13 protein-coding genes are annotated in these 12,513 nt (G+C 68.1%); 3 read left to right on the top strand and 10 right to left on the bottom strand.

Annotation, left to right across the window (positions count from 1 at the left end; all coding sequences use genetic code 11):
• Positions 1-7: 7 nt before the first annotated feature.
• Entirely contained in the window at positions 8-886 is an 879-nt protein-coding gene (locus L1Z78_RS11000; protein WP_267967005.1) for an NAD(P)-dependent oxidoreductase, read from the bottom strand.
• A gap of 188 nt (positions 887-1,074) precedes the next feature.
• Here L1Z78_RS11000 and L1Z78_RS10995 point away from each other — a divergent pair, with 188 nt between their 5' ends.
• Positions 1,075-1,731 carry a GntR family transcriptional regulator gene (locus L1Z78_RS10995; RefSeq protein WP_234641522.1) on the top strand — a complete coding sequence of 219 codons (657 nt, stop codon included), beginning with the start codon at positions 1,075-1,077 and terminating at the stop codon, positions 1,729-1,731.
• Positions 1,732-1,737: 6 nt separating this feature from the next.
• Here the strand turns inward: L1Z78_RS10995 and L1Z78_RS10990 are convergent, their stop codons facing one another.
• From L1Z78_RS10990 to L1Z78_RS10965, 6 genes are all read right to left on the bottom strand, one after another.
• Entirely contained in the window at positions 1,738-2,976 is a 1,239-nt protein-coding gene (locus L1Z78_RS10990) for an MFS transporter (protein WP_234641521.1), read from the bottom strand.
• Between the two features lie 83 nt (positions 2,977-3,059).
• Entirely contained in the window at positions 3,060-3,497 is a 438-nt protein-coding gene (aroQ, locus tag L1Z78_RS10985; protein WP_234641520.1) for a type II 3-dehydroquinate dehydratase, read from the bottom strand.
• 25 nt (positions 3,498-3,522) lie between these two features.
• On the bottom strand, positions 3,523-4,575 hold the full coding sequence (locus tag L1Z78_RS10980; RefSeq protein WP_418921694.1) for a Gfo/Idh/MocA family protein: 1,053 nt from the start codon (positions 4,573-4,575) through the stop codon (positions 3,523-3,525).
• 9 nt (positions 4,576-4,584) lie between these two features.
• Complete coding sequence (locus L1Z78_RS10975) at positions 4,585-5,715, bottom strand: porin (protein WP_234641518.1); 1,131 nt, start codon at positions 5,713-5,715, stop codon at positions 4,585-4,587.
• Between the two features lie 110 nt (positions 5,716-5,825).
• Positions 5,826-6,659 carry a shikimate dehydrogenase family protein gene (locus tag L1Z78_RS10970; RefSeq protein WP_234641517.1) on the bottom strand — a complete coding sequence of 278 codons (834 nt, stop codon included), beginning with the start codon at positions 6,657-6,659 and terminating at the stop codon, positions 5,826-5,828.
• Complete coding sequence (locus L1Z78_RS10965; protein WP_234641516.1) at positions 6,656-8,089, bottom strand: MFS transporter; 1,434 nt, start codon at positions 8,087-8,089, stop codon at positions 6,656-6,658. Before L1Z78_RS10965 ends, L1Z78_RS10970 begins: the two co-directional genes overlap by 4 nt.
• A gap of 241 nt (positions 8,090-8,330) precedes the next feature.
• Between L1Z78_RS10965 and L1Z78_RS10960 the strand changes: the two genes are divergently transcribed.
• A complete protein-coding gene (locus L1Z78_RS10960; RefSeq protein ID WP_234641515.1) occupies positions 8,331-9,101 on the top strand; it encodes an IclR family transcriptional regulator domain-containing protein in 771 nt (256 codons plus the stop codon).
• Positions 9,102-9,115: 14 nt separating this feature from the next.
• Positions 9,116-9,526, top strand: coding sequence for a DUF4440 domain-containing protein (locus L1Z78_RS10955; RefSeq protein ID WP_234641514.1), 411 nt, complete (start codon positions 9,116-9,118; stop codon positions 9,524-9,526).
• Between the two features lie 16 nt (positions 9,527-9,542).
• Here L1Z78_RS10955 and L1Z78_RS10950 read toward each other — a convergent pair whose 3' ends face one another.
• From L1Z78_RS10950 to L1Z78_RS10940, 3 genes are all read right to left on the bottom strand, one after another.
• Positions 9,543-10,568, bottom strand: coding sequence for an aldo/keto reductase (locus tag L1Z78_RS10950; RefSeq protein ID WP_234641513.1), 1,026 nt, complete (start codon positions 10,566-10,568; stop codon positions 9,543-9,545).
• A gap of 72 nt (positions 10,569-10,640) precedes the next feature.
• Positions 10,641-11,540 carry a sugar phosphate isomerase/epimerase family protein gene (locus L1Z78_RS10945; protein ID WP_234641512.1) on the bottom strand — a complete coding sequence of 300 codons (900 nt, stop codon included), beginning with the start codon at positions 11,538-11,540 and terminating at the stop codon, positions 10,641-10,643.
• A gap of 32 nt (positions 11,541-11,572) precedes the next feature.
• Positions 11,573-12,457, bottom strand: a complete 885-nt coding sequence (locus tag L1Z78_RS10940; protein ID WP_234641511.1) for a 4-hydroxyphenylpyruvate dioxygenase — start codon at positions 12,455-12,457, stop codon at positions 11,573-11,575.
• Positions 12,458-12,513: the final 56 nt, after the last annotated feature.

The following is a 12,513-nucleotide window of genomic DNA, read 5'->3' as shown; positions in this document are numbered from 1 at the left end:
GCGTTCATCAGGCGTGGCTGGCGAGCACGTGGCTGCCCAGCCAATCGATGGCCTCGTCGATGGAGGTGCCGGTGAACGGCCGGGCCGCTTGCGCCCGGGCCGTGGCGGCGAACAGCGCCTCGACAGCGGGCAAGGCGATGGGCGCCAGGCCGTTGAGGGCCATCTGCTGCCGGGCCTCGGCCACCTCGTTGCGGCGGCGCGCGGAGTGCGGGATGTGCGTGCGCACCATGGACTCCATCAGCGTGCGCAGCGGTGTCTCGTCGATGTCCTGCAGCACGGCATGCAGTTGCTCGCGCAGGCCCATCTGCTGGGCCGTCACCAGGCACTCCACGGCCAGTGCCTCGGTCCCCTTGGTGTAGATGCTGCGCAGGAGCTTGAGCGCGGCGGCATCGCCCGGCTGTCCGCCTACTACGCGAACGGAGCCACCCAAAGGCAAGAACAATTCCTGTACAAAACCGGCCTTGCCACCGGCCACGAGCAGCGGCGTCTTCCTGCCGCCCAGGTTGACCGCGCCGGTGATGGCCACGTCCACGAAGTGCACCGCCCGGCCCTGGGCGACGCGCCGGGCCAGCTCGCCACATTCGCGCATCTCCTGCGGGTCGGCCGTGGTCATGTCCACATACACCACGCCATCGCGCAGATGGGGCAGACAGGCCTCGAACAGGCTGCGCGCCACGGTGCCGAACACGGCGCTCACCACCACGTCGGCCCCGGCCAGCCACTCGCCGGGCGCAGCATGCACCTGCGCACCAGCGGCCTGCACTGCGTCGGCCACCGCAGCGTTGGGCTGCAGGTCGCACAGGCCCACCAGGCTGTGCCCCTGCTCCACAAAGGCCTGCATGTAGCAGGCACCGACCATTCCTCCACCCAGTATTGCGATCTTCATAGAAGTACAAATTTAAAACATTAAGCGCAGTCTATGGGGCGCACCTCCAACTTCCTTCTAGAGATTTCCCGTAGAACTGCGAATATTTGTACTTGTTTTGTATTTTTCCGAATGCAGCGAAGCGCAACACCCCTTTCCGTCGTCACCTAGAATCGGCGCACCATCCCCACCCATTCGGTGCAAACACAGTGCAAAACGTGAAAGACAAGGCGTACGAGGTTCTGCGGCAGCGGCTCATCGGCGGCCACTACCGACCCGGCGAACAGCTCAAGGAGGAGCCCATTGCCCGCGACCTGGGACTGAGCCGAACACCGGTGCGCAATGCGCTGCACCGCTTGGTGGAAGATGGCCTGGCCACCGATGGCGCGGGCCAGGGTATCCGCGTGTCGGAGTGGAGCGACTGGGATGTGGAGGAAACCTTCCAGCTGCGCCTGCTGCTGGAGCCGTACGCCTCGTTCCTCGCGGCCACGCGCGGCGGCGAGGGGCTGGCCGATGCGCTGGAGGCCTGCAACCAGCGCATGGAGGCCGGCATTGCCGCTGGCCAAGACGGCATTGGCGAGGTGCAGTCCGCCAACCGGGATTTCCACCACGCGCTGATCGAGGCATCAGGCTCTCCGCGCCTCAAGACCATGCTGGCGACGATGATCGACATGCCGATCATCAAGCGGTCGTTCTACATCTACACGCCCGAGGAGCTGGTGCAAAGCCTGCACCACCACTGCGACCTGGTGATCGCCATCCGTGCCAGGGATGGGGAGCTGGCACGCCAGGTGATGCAGCTGCACCTGCGCATGTCCTACCACCGGTTCATGAAGCATCGAGGGGAATATCGCGCGGATGCTTGAACAGTGTCATGACCGGGGCTGAACCCTTGGCGCCGCCCGCACCCGGTACAGCCACGGCAGCCAGACGAAGGCGATCAAGACCAGCACAACGCCCGCCAGCGCCATGGGCAACACCATCGGCCAGGCGCCGTGGCGCATCGTCGGATCGACAAAGTGCGCCGCCAACTGGCCGGCGCAGAAGGCCACGCACATGATCACGAAGCCCGAACACGACACGGCCCGCCCGGCCAGCTGCGGCGGCAGGCCACCCACCGCGCCCGCCTGGCCGCAAGGCTGGTGCAGGCCATGGCCCAGCGCATACACCGCGTGCCCTATCAGCAATGGAACGGGCGAGGCCGGCGCCAGCATGCAGCCGGTGACCTGGATGCACGCCCCCAGCAGACTGAAGGCAGCACCCAACTGCACCGTGCCCACCGGCCCGCGCCGCGACAGCAAACGCCGGCACCATGTGATGCTGAGGATGTAGACCAGCGAGCCGCCCGCTGGAATCCAGCCGTAGAGCACGGGCGACAGGCCAAACAGGTCGACGTACACCATCGGCGACAGCAGCAAAAAGCAGAAGATGCCGCCGTAGGTCGTCGCGGCCAGCGCCGTCCAGGCGCGAAAGCCGGGGTTGGCGAACACCTGGCGCACACCGCCAGTGGATACGGGTGCCAGGACCGAGGCAGCCCCCAGGACTTGCCGCGTCTCGCTGAAAGTGCGCCAGCACAGCGCCAGCAACGCGAGCGAGTAGACGCCCATCGCCACCAGCACCCAGCGCCAGCCGGTGGCCTGGACTCCCCATGCACCGGCAATCGGCGCCACCAGGGCCACCAGCCCCAGGCCCATCAGGCCTCGGGCCATGATGTGCGGCCCTTCATGGACCGGATACAGGTCGCGAACCGCCGCCCGTGCGCACACCAGGATGGCCGCCATGGCCGCGCCCTGCACGGCGCGCCAGGCCACCAGTGCGTCCGCGCTGCCCGCCAGCGCGCAGCCGGCGGCCGCCACCGTATAGCAGGCCAGACCGGCCAGCAGCACGGGCCGGCGCCCGAAGCGGTCGGCCAGCGGCCCGCACACCAGTTGGGCGACGCCGAAGGCCAGCATGAACACGGCCAGGCTGCTGCTGGCCGAGCCCAGGTCGCGGGCGATCTCGGGCAAGGCCGGCAGATAGCCGTCGGTGGCGACCGACTGCGCGGCCAGCAGCAACGGCAGCAGCAGGGCGAAGGAGGCGGCGCGGTGCCGACCGTACTCGGTGCAGCTCATTTCAATGGAGCCTGGTCACCGCACACAGCGCGTCGAGCGTGGGAGTGCAAAAGCAGATGCATGGCCTGTTGCGTGCCATGCGTTTATGCGGCGGACGACAGCACCGCCCGCAATCCCAGCAGATAGCTGTCCACGCCAAAGCCGCAGATCTGGCCCCTGGCGATATCGGCGAACACCGAGTGATGGCGGAATCTCTCGCGCGCATGGATGTTGCTCATGTGGATTTCCACCACGGGCACGGTGAGCATGGCCAGCGCGTCGCGGATGCCGTAGCTGTAGTGCGTCCAGGCGCCGGCGTTGATGAGCACGCCATCGACGCCGTCCCTGAAGCCCTGGTGGATGCGCTCGCACATGGCGCCTTCGCAATTGGTCTGGAAGCTGTCCACCTCGCAGGCCAGCTGGCTGCCAAGGCTGCGCAGCGAGGCGTCGATCTCGGCCAGCGTGACCGTGCCGTATTGAGCGGGGTCGCGCTGGCCGAACATGTTGTGGTTGATGCCGTGCAGCATCAGGATGGTTTTCATGGTTGTCCTCGATTCAGGGATTCGTTCATTCCAACGGGGTATCCACGACGGCGCCCGTGCGCGCCGCCTCGGCGATGGCTTCGGTGATCTGCAGGTTACGCAAGCCGTCGTGCACGCTGACAAGGGGCGCGGCCTGTCCGCGCGCCACCTGGACGAAGTGGGCCATCTGGCGCGCCAGCGGGTCCTCGCGCACGACGGCGGCGGTGTCCGTCGTGAAAGGCTTCCACCAGGAACGGTCCGCGGCCGATGCATAGGTCTTCAGGCGCATGCTGGGCACGGCCAGCGATCCGAAGGTGCCGGCTACCACGTAGCAGTCTTCGTCGCCATAGCTGGCATAGGCAGGGTTTTCCTGCGCGGTCTGCTCCCAGCTGCGCGCGCTGGCCGCCGTGTCCGAGAGCACGAAGCTGCCCAGCGCCCCGCTGGCAAAGCGCAGGTTGATGGCCGCCGTATCCTCGACCGGAAAGCCGCGCGTGGCATGGGAGGCGAAGGCCTGCACGGCCACGACCTCGCCGCACAGCATGCGCAGGTTGTGCACCTCGTGGATCATGTTGAGCAGGATGGGGCCGGCGCCCGCTTCGCGGCGCCAGGGGCTGTCATCGAAGTAGGCGTCGGGCTTGAAGAACAGGGCCGCGCCGGTGACCGCCACGATGGCGCCCAGCTGTCCCTCGGCGATGAGCTGGCGGGCACGCTCCATGATGGGGCTGTGCGCGCGGTGGTGTCCGATCAGCACCCGGGACTGCAGGCGCGCGGCGGCCTGGACCAGGGCCCGGGCCTCCTGCACGGTCGGTGCGATGGGCTTTTCCAGCAGCACGGGCAGGCCGGCCTCCAGGCACTGCAGCGCCTGCGGTACGTGCAGCGCATTGGGCGTTGCCAGCACGACGGCATCCGGACGGTCGCGCGCCAGCAGTTGCGACAGATCGGTGTACAGGGGAAGGCCGGCCCGACGCGCCGATTCGGCCGCGGCGGGCGACGGGTCCACGAGCGCCGAAAGGCGGCAGCCTTCGGTCGCCTCGATGACCGCCATATGGGCCTGGCCTATGTAGCCGGCCCCGGCCACGGCAATGCGCAGATCATCCATGGCCATTCCTCAGAAGCGGTGCAGCACGCCCAGCTGCAGGCCCGTGATCCTGCGGCCGTTCACATCGTCCGCCGCCGTGAAGCCGGGCTTCATCCCGCCCGAGGCCGCCAGCCGGAAGCCCGCGTTGCGGTCGTTCCTGAGCTGCTCGGCCACCGCGTACAGCATGGTCCGCCTGGACAGGTCGTAGTAGGCAGCCACCGCCCCGCCCGAGGCCCCGCGCCCGCTGTCCGATCCATCCTGTATGCGGCCCCACAGCGCCCCCACGCGCAGCTGGGGCGTGACGCGGTAGTCGGCCGACAGCTGCCAGACGCGGTAAAAGCGTTTCACATCGGAGTTGGTGCCCGCCACCAGCCCACCCACATTGCCCAGCACCGTGCCCGTGTTGTTGCCGGCCGCGCCCGCCGTGCTGTTGTTGGAGCGCACGAAGGCCAGTTGCAGCTTGCCCTTGCCGTAGTCGTAGTTGGCGTAGAGGTTGTCGTAGCGCACGGCATCGGTGTAGGCCGCGCTCTGCGGCGCGCGTGCATACAGGCCTGCATAGCCCACGCGGTAGGGGCCGTTCAGGTAGTCCAGGCCCAACTGGTAGATGGCCTGGCGCGCTGGAGCACCGGTCTCGGCCATGGCGTAGTGGGCCTCGAACAGGAAGCCGCCCATGCGTGGCGAGGTGTAGGAGATGTCGTTGTCGAAGCGCGAGGGCACGCCGAAGTTGTTGACCATCGATCCCAACGTGCGCGAGGTGAAGTCGATGTAGTCGCCGCGCGCGAAGATCACGGTGTTCTGGCGGCCCAGCCGGATCTCGCCCCAGCCTCCGCCCAGGCTCACCCAGCTTTGGCGGTCGAAGCCGCGCGTGCTGTCGGCGGCGCTGCCGTTGTCGGCGTTGATGCCCATCTCCAGCTGGAACTTGGCGTACAGGCCACCGCCCAGGTCCTCGTGGCCGCGAAAGCCCAGGCGGCTGCGCAGCAGGGCACCATCCTCCAGCGTGGTCATGGAGGCGCCCGAGCTGCTGCGCAGGTGGTTGACGTACTGGTCCAGGGTGCCGTAGACGGTGACCGAGGACTGGGCCAGGGCCGTGGCGCCCAGCGTGCCCAGCACCAGGGCGATGAGGCTTTTGCGGCCCGGGCATGGTTGTGATTGCTGATGCATGGTGTCGTCTCCTTCTCTGTGGATGCCTGTTCTTCCGGGCGTGGCTGTGCCCTGTCCGGCACGCGGGTCCTGTCCCGTGCTGGATGTGTGCAAAGGCCTCGCGGCCCGGCTCAGTAGGCGATGGCGGCAGTGGCGCGCAACTCCTCGGGCGTGGCCAGGCCGAAGCCGAAGAATTCGAGGTAGGCGGGAATCATCTCGAACAGCATGTCCGTGCCCACCTGGACATCGCAGCCCTTGTCGCGCGCGGCGCGCAGCAGGGGCGTGAACTCGGACTTCATGACCACTTCGCCCACGAAGGTGGTGGGGGCGATGCGCCGCACATCGAAAGGCAGGGGATCGCCTTCCTGCATGCCCAGCGGCGTGGCGTTGACGATCAGGTCAAAGCCCTGCGGATCGTTGGAGCCCATGCGCAGCTTCAGCCGCGGGTAGTAGGCGCGCAGCCGGTCCGCCAGCGCCTGGGCGCCGTCCGGACGTGCGTCGAACAGCATCAGTTCGGCCACGCCGGCCGCCGCCAGCGAGGCCGCGATCGCCGAGCCCACGCCGCCCGCCCCCGACACCAGCACGCTGGCGCCCTGCAGCTGACGGCCCTTGCGCAACACGCCGCGCACGAAGCCCGCGCCGTCGAACTGGTCGCCCAGCAGCGTGCCGTCTGCACGCCTGAGCACCGCATTGCAGGCACCGGCGATGTGCACGGCCGGCGTGAGCTCATCGAGCAGCGCGACGGTGGTCACCTTGTGCGGCATGGTGACCAGTGCGCCGCGCAGGTTGGACAATCGCAGGATGGCGGCCATGCCCTGGGCGAAGTGCTCGGGCCGCAGGCCCATGGGCACCACGCAGGCGTCGATGCCCTTGCGCTCGAACCAGGGGTTGTAGATCATCGGCGCCTTGAAGCTCTCCGTGGGGTAGCCGATGTGGGCGATCAGGGTGGTCTTGCCGGAAATCATGTGCGCGCGCTCTCCATGCGGACCGATGCATCGGCACTGCCGCTGCCCATGGCCAGCGCCCGGGCGCGCAGTTGATCGTATTCGTCCTTGTCCACGGGCTGCGCGCCGGACTCGCCCAGCTCCTCCATGCGGATGCGGTAGGTCTCGCGGGCACTGAGCGCGGCCAGCGATGCCACGATGGTGATGCCGAAGGCAATCGCACCCACGGTCAGCCAGATGTTGCTGGAGCCCGGCGGCGCCACGGCCGTGAACAGCGCGGGCAGCATGGCGGTGATGGCCGTGCCGACGTTCTGCGAGATGGCCATGGCCGAGCATCGGGTGCGCGTGGGGAACAGTTCGGGATAGAAGCTGGGGAAGACCGCGTTGTAGCCCTGGTAGACCACGCCCCACATGAGGATGGACATCGCGAAGGCCAGCGGCATGTTGCGGATGCTGATGGCGTACAGATAGCCGAAGGCCAGCAGGCCCGACAGCAGCGCACCCACGATGAGGGGCGGGCGGCGGCCGATCTTGTCCGACAGGTTGCCCACGAAGGGAATCACCAGCACGGCGACGATGTTGCCGACCACCGGAATCCACAGGTAGACATCCTTGGCGAAGCCTATGCCGTAGGCCGGCTGCACCGCATAGGCCGCGCCGAAGATGGTGGCCACCACGGGGATCACGTTCATCAGCGCCATGCACACCACGCGCAGCATGTCGGGCGAATGGTCGCGGAAGGCATCGACCACGGGCGAGCGTGTGCGTTCCTTCCGGACGCCTGGGTCGGTGAAGGCCGGCGTCTCGCTGACCTCGCGGCGGATGATCCAGCCCGCGATGATGACGATGAAGCTCAGCAGGAACGGAATGCGCCAGCCCCAGCTGTTGAACTGCTCGGCGGGCATGTAGTGGGCCAGCGGCAGGAAGACGGCCGCCGCCAGGATCTGGCCGGCCTGCACGCCCTGCAGCGTGAAGCTGGCGTAGAAGCCGCGCCGCCCGAACGGGGCATGCTCCAGGATCATGGAGCTGGCGCCCGAGATCTCGCCGGCCACGGCAAAGCCCTGCACCAGCCGGCACAGCACCAGCAGCGCGGGTGCCCACAGGCCGATCTGGTCATAGGTGGGCAGCAGGCCCACGGCGATGGTGGAAAAGCCCATCAGGAACATGCACCACACCAGCACCTGCTTGCGCCCGTGCGTGTCGCCCAGGTGGCCGAGCACGAAGGCGCCTATGGGCCGTGCCACGTAGCCCACGCCATAGGTGGCCAGCGAGGCGATGATGGCGATGGCCGGGTCACCCTGGGGAAAGAAGATCTGCGGAAAGATCAGCGCCGCTGCGGTGGCGTAGATGAAGAAGTCGTAGTACTCCAGGGCCGAGCCTATCCAGCCACTGGCAGCGGCCTTGCCGGGCTGGTGCAGGCCTTGCTGCATGTCGATCGGTGTTGTGCTCATGTCTTTGTCTCCTCCATGAAAAATGACCCCCACGCTGCCCCGTGGGACTGCTTTCTTGTCTCCAGGCGTTCCCGTGGAAAAAACCTGCGGGGGATGCTTGCTGGCGGGCCGGCGGGTCGTGAAAAATGTAGTTCCCGCCTATGGCCGCGCCCAAGCCCATTTCCCACGGCTTGTGCGCTGATCGCTCAGCATGGTTCGATGATCGAACGCACCCAGGGTTAATACCGAAGCCGCGCCTTGCATGACCAATGCCCCCTCACTCGATCCCCGCGACTGGATTGCCGGCCTGGAGCGCGGCGTCTCCATCATCGAAGCCTTCGACGACGCGCATCCGCGCATGACGGCGGCCGAGGCCGGCCAGCGCACGGGCATGACGCGCACGGCCGCGCGGCGCTATCTGCTGACGTTGCAGCACATGGGCTATGTGGCGGGGGACGGCAAGCTGTTCTGGCTCACGCCGCGCGTGCTGCGGCTGGGGCAGTCCTACCTGGAGTCGGCACGGCTGCCGCGCATCGTCCAGCCCTTCCTGCAGCGCGTGGCGGCCGGCACCTATGAGACGGCCTACCTGGCGGTGCTGGACGACGACGAGGTGGTCTACATCGCGCGCAACGGCCCCAACCGCAACATGAACACCGGCTACGTGCTGGGCGCGCGCGTGCCGGCCCAGGTCACGGCGGCAGGCATGCTGATGCTGTCCCTGCGCACGGACGACGAGCTGGAGCACTGGCTGGGAAACAGTCCGCTGACCGTCTTCACCCCCCACACCATCACCAGCGCCAGCCAGATGCGCCGTGAGCTGGCCCTGATCCGCGCGCAGGACTGGGCGCTGTGCGAGCAGCAGCTGAACCTGGACTCGCGCGGCATCGCCGTGCCGCTGCGCGACCGCCACGGCGCGCTGGCGGGCGCCCTCAACATCACCATGCCCATGGGCCGCGAGACCGGCCAGGACGCCGTGGCCCGCGTGCTGCCCGTGCTGCGCGAGACGGCACAGGCGATGCGGGATCTGATCTGATGCAGGAGCGGGCCATGCAGGAATGCGAGCAGGATCTGGCGCTTGCGCGGCATCTTCAGGCGCTGGAGCAGCAGTTGCACGCCCCCCAGGTGCGCCCGGACGCCCACCGGCTGCGGACGCTGCTGCACGAGGATTTCCTGGAGTTCGGCCGCTCGGGCGGTGTGCATGCCCGGGCCGACACCGTGGACAGCCTGGGGACCGGGGGCCCGTCCCCGCGTCTGGTGTCGGAGGCATTCGCGCTGGTGCGCCTGGGGCCGGACAGTGCGCTGCTGACCTACCGGTCCGCCAGCGTGGCCGAGGACGGCACGGCCGGCCGTCACACGTTGCGCTCCTCGGTCTGGCTGCGCACGGCCCGGGGCTGGCAGATGCGCTTTCACCAGGGCACGCCCACGCAGCCTTTCGACCTGGGCGACTCCGGGGCGTGAACCGGCCAGGCCGGGGTCAGACGGTTTCGAACGCGTATTTCTCGGTGTCCACCTCGCGCTGCGAGGCCACGGCATAACGGTCGCCCTGGATGCGTTCGGGTTTGAAGAGATCGTCCAGCTCGGCCAGCAGGGCCGCGTCCAGGCGCACGGTGCCGCCGCGCAGGTCTTCGTGCAGGTGGTCCACGCTGGTGGTGCCCGGCAGGGCAATCACATGCTCGCCCTGGTGCAGCACCCAGGCGATGGCCAGCTCGGCCAGCGTGCAGCCGGCGCGCTCGGCAATCGACTGCATGGGCGCAAGCAGCCGCAGGTTCTTCGCATAGGCCTCGGGCGCGAAGCGCGGCATGGCAGCGCGGATGTCGCCCTTGACCAGGCCTTCCACGTCCTTGAGCGTGCCCGTGAGAAAGGCGCGGCCCAGCGGGCTGAAGGCCACGTAGGCGATGCCCAGCTCCTTGCAGGCCGCGAGCGTGCCCAGCTCGGCGTTGCGCGACCACAGCGAATACTCGCTTTGCAGCGCGGTGATGGGGAAGGTGGCGTGGGCACGGCGCAGCGCATCGGTGCCGATCTCGGACAGGCCCAGCGCACGCACCTTGCCCTCCTCCACCAGGCGCGACATCTCGCCCACCGATTCCTCGATGGGCACTCGGCGGTCCCAGCGGTGCAGGTAGTACAGGTCGATGACCTCGGTGCCCAGGCGCTGCAGGCTGTCCTCGCAGTTGCGGCGCAGGGTTTTGGGGTGGCCGTCGATCACGCGGCGCATGACGCCGTCGTCGCCACGCACGCCGGCCATGCCGCACTTGCTGGCCAGGGTGATGTGGTCGCGGTGGGACTTGAGCACGGGGCCGACCAGGGCTTCGTTGGCGCCGAAGCCGTACAGCGCCGCCGTGTCGAACAGGGTGACGCCGGCATCCAGGGCAGCATGCAGCACGGCCTTGCCCTGCTCGGGCGAGGGCGGATGGCCGTAGGCGTGGCTGAGGTTCATGCAGCCCAGGCCGACGGCGCCGACGCGAAAGGGTCCCAGGTTTCTTGTGGACAGGTTGGTCATGGTTTCTCTAGACAGGAAAGGCAAGGCAGCGGCAGGCGCACCCAGGCACGGTGTGCGCGGACGATTTTGCCGTCAAACCGGCCCGGCACCGCGCACACCGGTGCGCGCCCAGGCCGGTAGCGGCACGGGCCGCCGCAGCACATCGTCGTTGAGCCACTGGGCGCTGCGGCGCGCGCGCTGGGCCACGGTGTCCAGCGGCAGTTGCTGGTAGTCGTCGTTGAAGACCTCGAAGCTGTAGTCGCCCCGGTAGCCCAGCCGGTCCAGGCGCAGCACCAGATCGGCCAGGCGCTCGCTGTGCACGCCCTCGCCCGGAAATACCCGGAAGGTGCGCGCCGTGGCCATGCGCTCCTCGAAGGTGGGAGCGTCGTGCCACATGAAGTCGGACAGTTGCACCAGGAAGATCTTGTCGCGGTCGATCAGCTCCAGCGCATCCAGCGGCGTCTGCGCGGCCAGGATATGGAAGGAATCCAGGCCTATGCCCAGGTTGGGCGTGTCGGCGCGACTGACCACCTCCCAGCTGGTGGTGAATTCATTGACGCTGCGGCCCCAGGACAGCCCCTCGTAGGCGATCTTCACGCCCAGCGGAATACCCAGCATGGCCAGCTTGCGCAGGTCGCGCGCGATCACGTCGAGATCGCCGGTGGCATGGCGCGAGGTGGATGAGCAGGCCAGCAGCACGGGGCTGCCGATCTCGGCGCACATCTGCAGCATGGACTTGGCGATGTCCACCTTGTAGTGGTGCAGGTGATCGGACAGGCCTTCAAAGTCGCGCAGCACCTGGAAGCCCGTGGGCCGCAGGCCGCTGGCGCGCACGGCGGCGGCCGCCGCCTTGACGCCGCCCGGATGCCCGGCCAGGTCACGCGCACTGAGCATGACCTGGCTGAAGCCCGCGCACCGGATGGCTTGCAGCTTCGCCTCCAGCGAGCCGTTGAGCGTGATGGTGTCCATCCCATAGCTGTCCAGCAAACCCATGGTGCCCTCCTCCCGGATCGTCGTATGAAAAGCTAGAGCGTGTTATGCACCAGCTCGAATACCACGGTGCCCATGGCGTTGCGCGTGAGTGCGCCGCGGTCGTCGGGATGCAGGCGGCTCGACTCCACGAACTCCACCCCGCGCTGGCGCAGCGCCTGCACGGCGGCGGGCACGTCACCCGTGCCCAGGCCGATGCGCTGCAGCCGCTCGGGCATGTCGTCCCACTCCAGGCCCGGATCGGGCTCGATGAGCTGCCACAGGAAGCTGCGGCAGGGGCTGCGCATGAGCTTGCCCTTGGGCAGGATGCCGAAGCGCTGCGCATCGGGCAGCAGGTGGAAGTCGAACATGCGCTCGAAGTAGGTGATCCAGTCGGCGCTGCGCCCGCGCCCTATGTACTGCACCACGCCGAAATAGCCCAGGCCCGCCAGCGCAGGCGGATGCGGCTCGGCGCTGGCGATGGGCGTGAAGTCGATGTCGTAGATGGAAAATTCCTTCCAGCGATCGACGAAATAGAAGCGGCTGCCACCCGGGCCGTGGATGGCGGGGATATGCAGCTCCATGGCCTGGGCCTGGCTGGGCGCGGCCCAGGCGCCCAGTTCGATGCAGCACGTGTGCGCCTGCAGGGCATCGTGCACGCGCAGTGCCACGGCCGAGATCACGGGCTGCCCGTCCGATGCGGCATGGGCCAGCGCATCGGCCGCGCCTGCGTTCACCACCAGGTTCATGTCCCCCTGCCGGTACAGCGTGACCTCGCGCGAGCGGTGCCGCGCCACGGGGCGGAAGCCCAGTCCCTCCAGCACCTGCCCCAAGGCCTGCGGCTGGCTGGTCGTGTACTCGATGAACTCTATGCCGTCGATCCCGAGGCGATTGGACGCCTCGGGCACGTCTTCCCGGTGGCTGGAGGAGGAATCGGTCATGGCGGTACTCCTGTTGGAAGAAACATGATCGTCGGGTCGCGCCCAAGTGGCATGGC

The sequence above is a fragment of the Delftia tsuruhatensis genome (assembly GCF_903815225.1).
GTDB lineage: Bacteria > Pseudomonadota > Gammaproteobacteria > Burkholderiales > Burkholderiaceae_C > Comamonas > Comamonas tsuruhatensis_A.
This window is presented reverse-complemented; position numbering and strand designations above follow the sequence as displayed.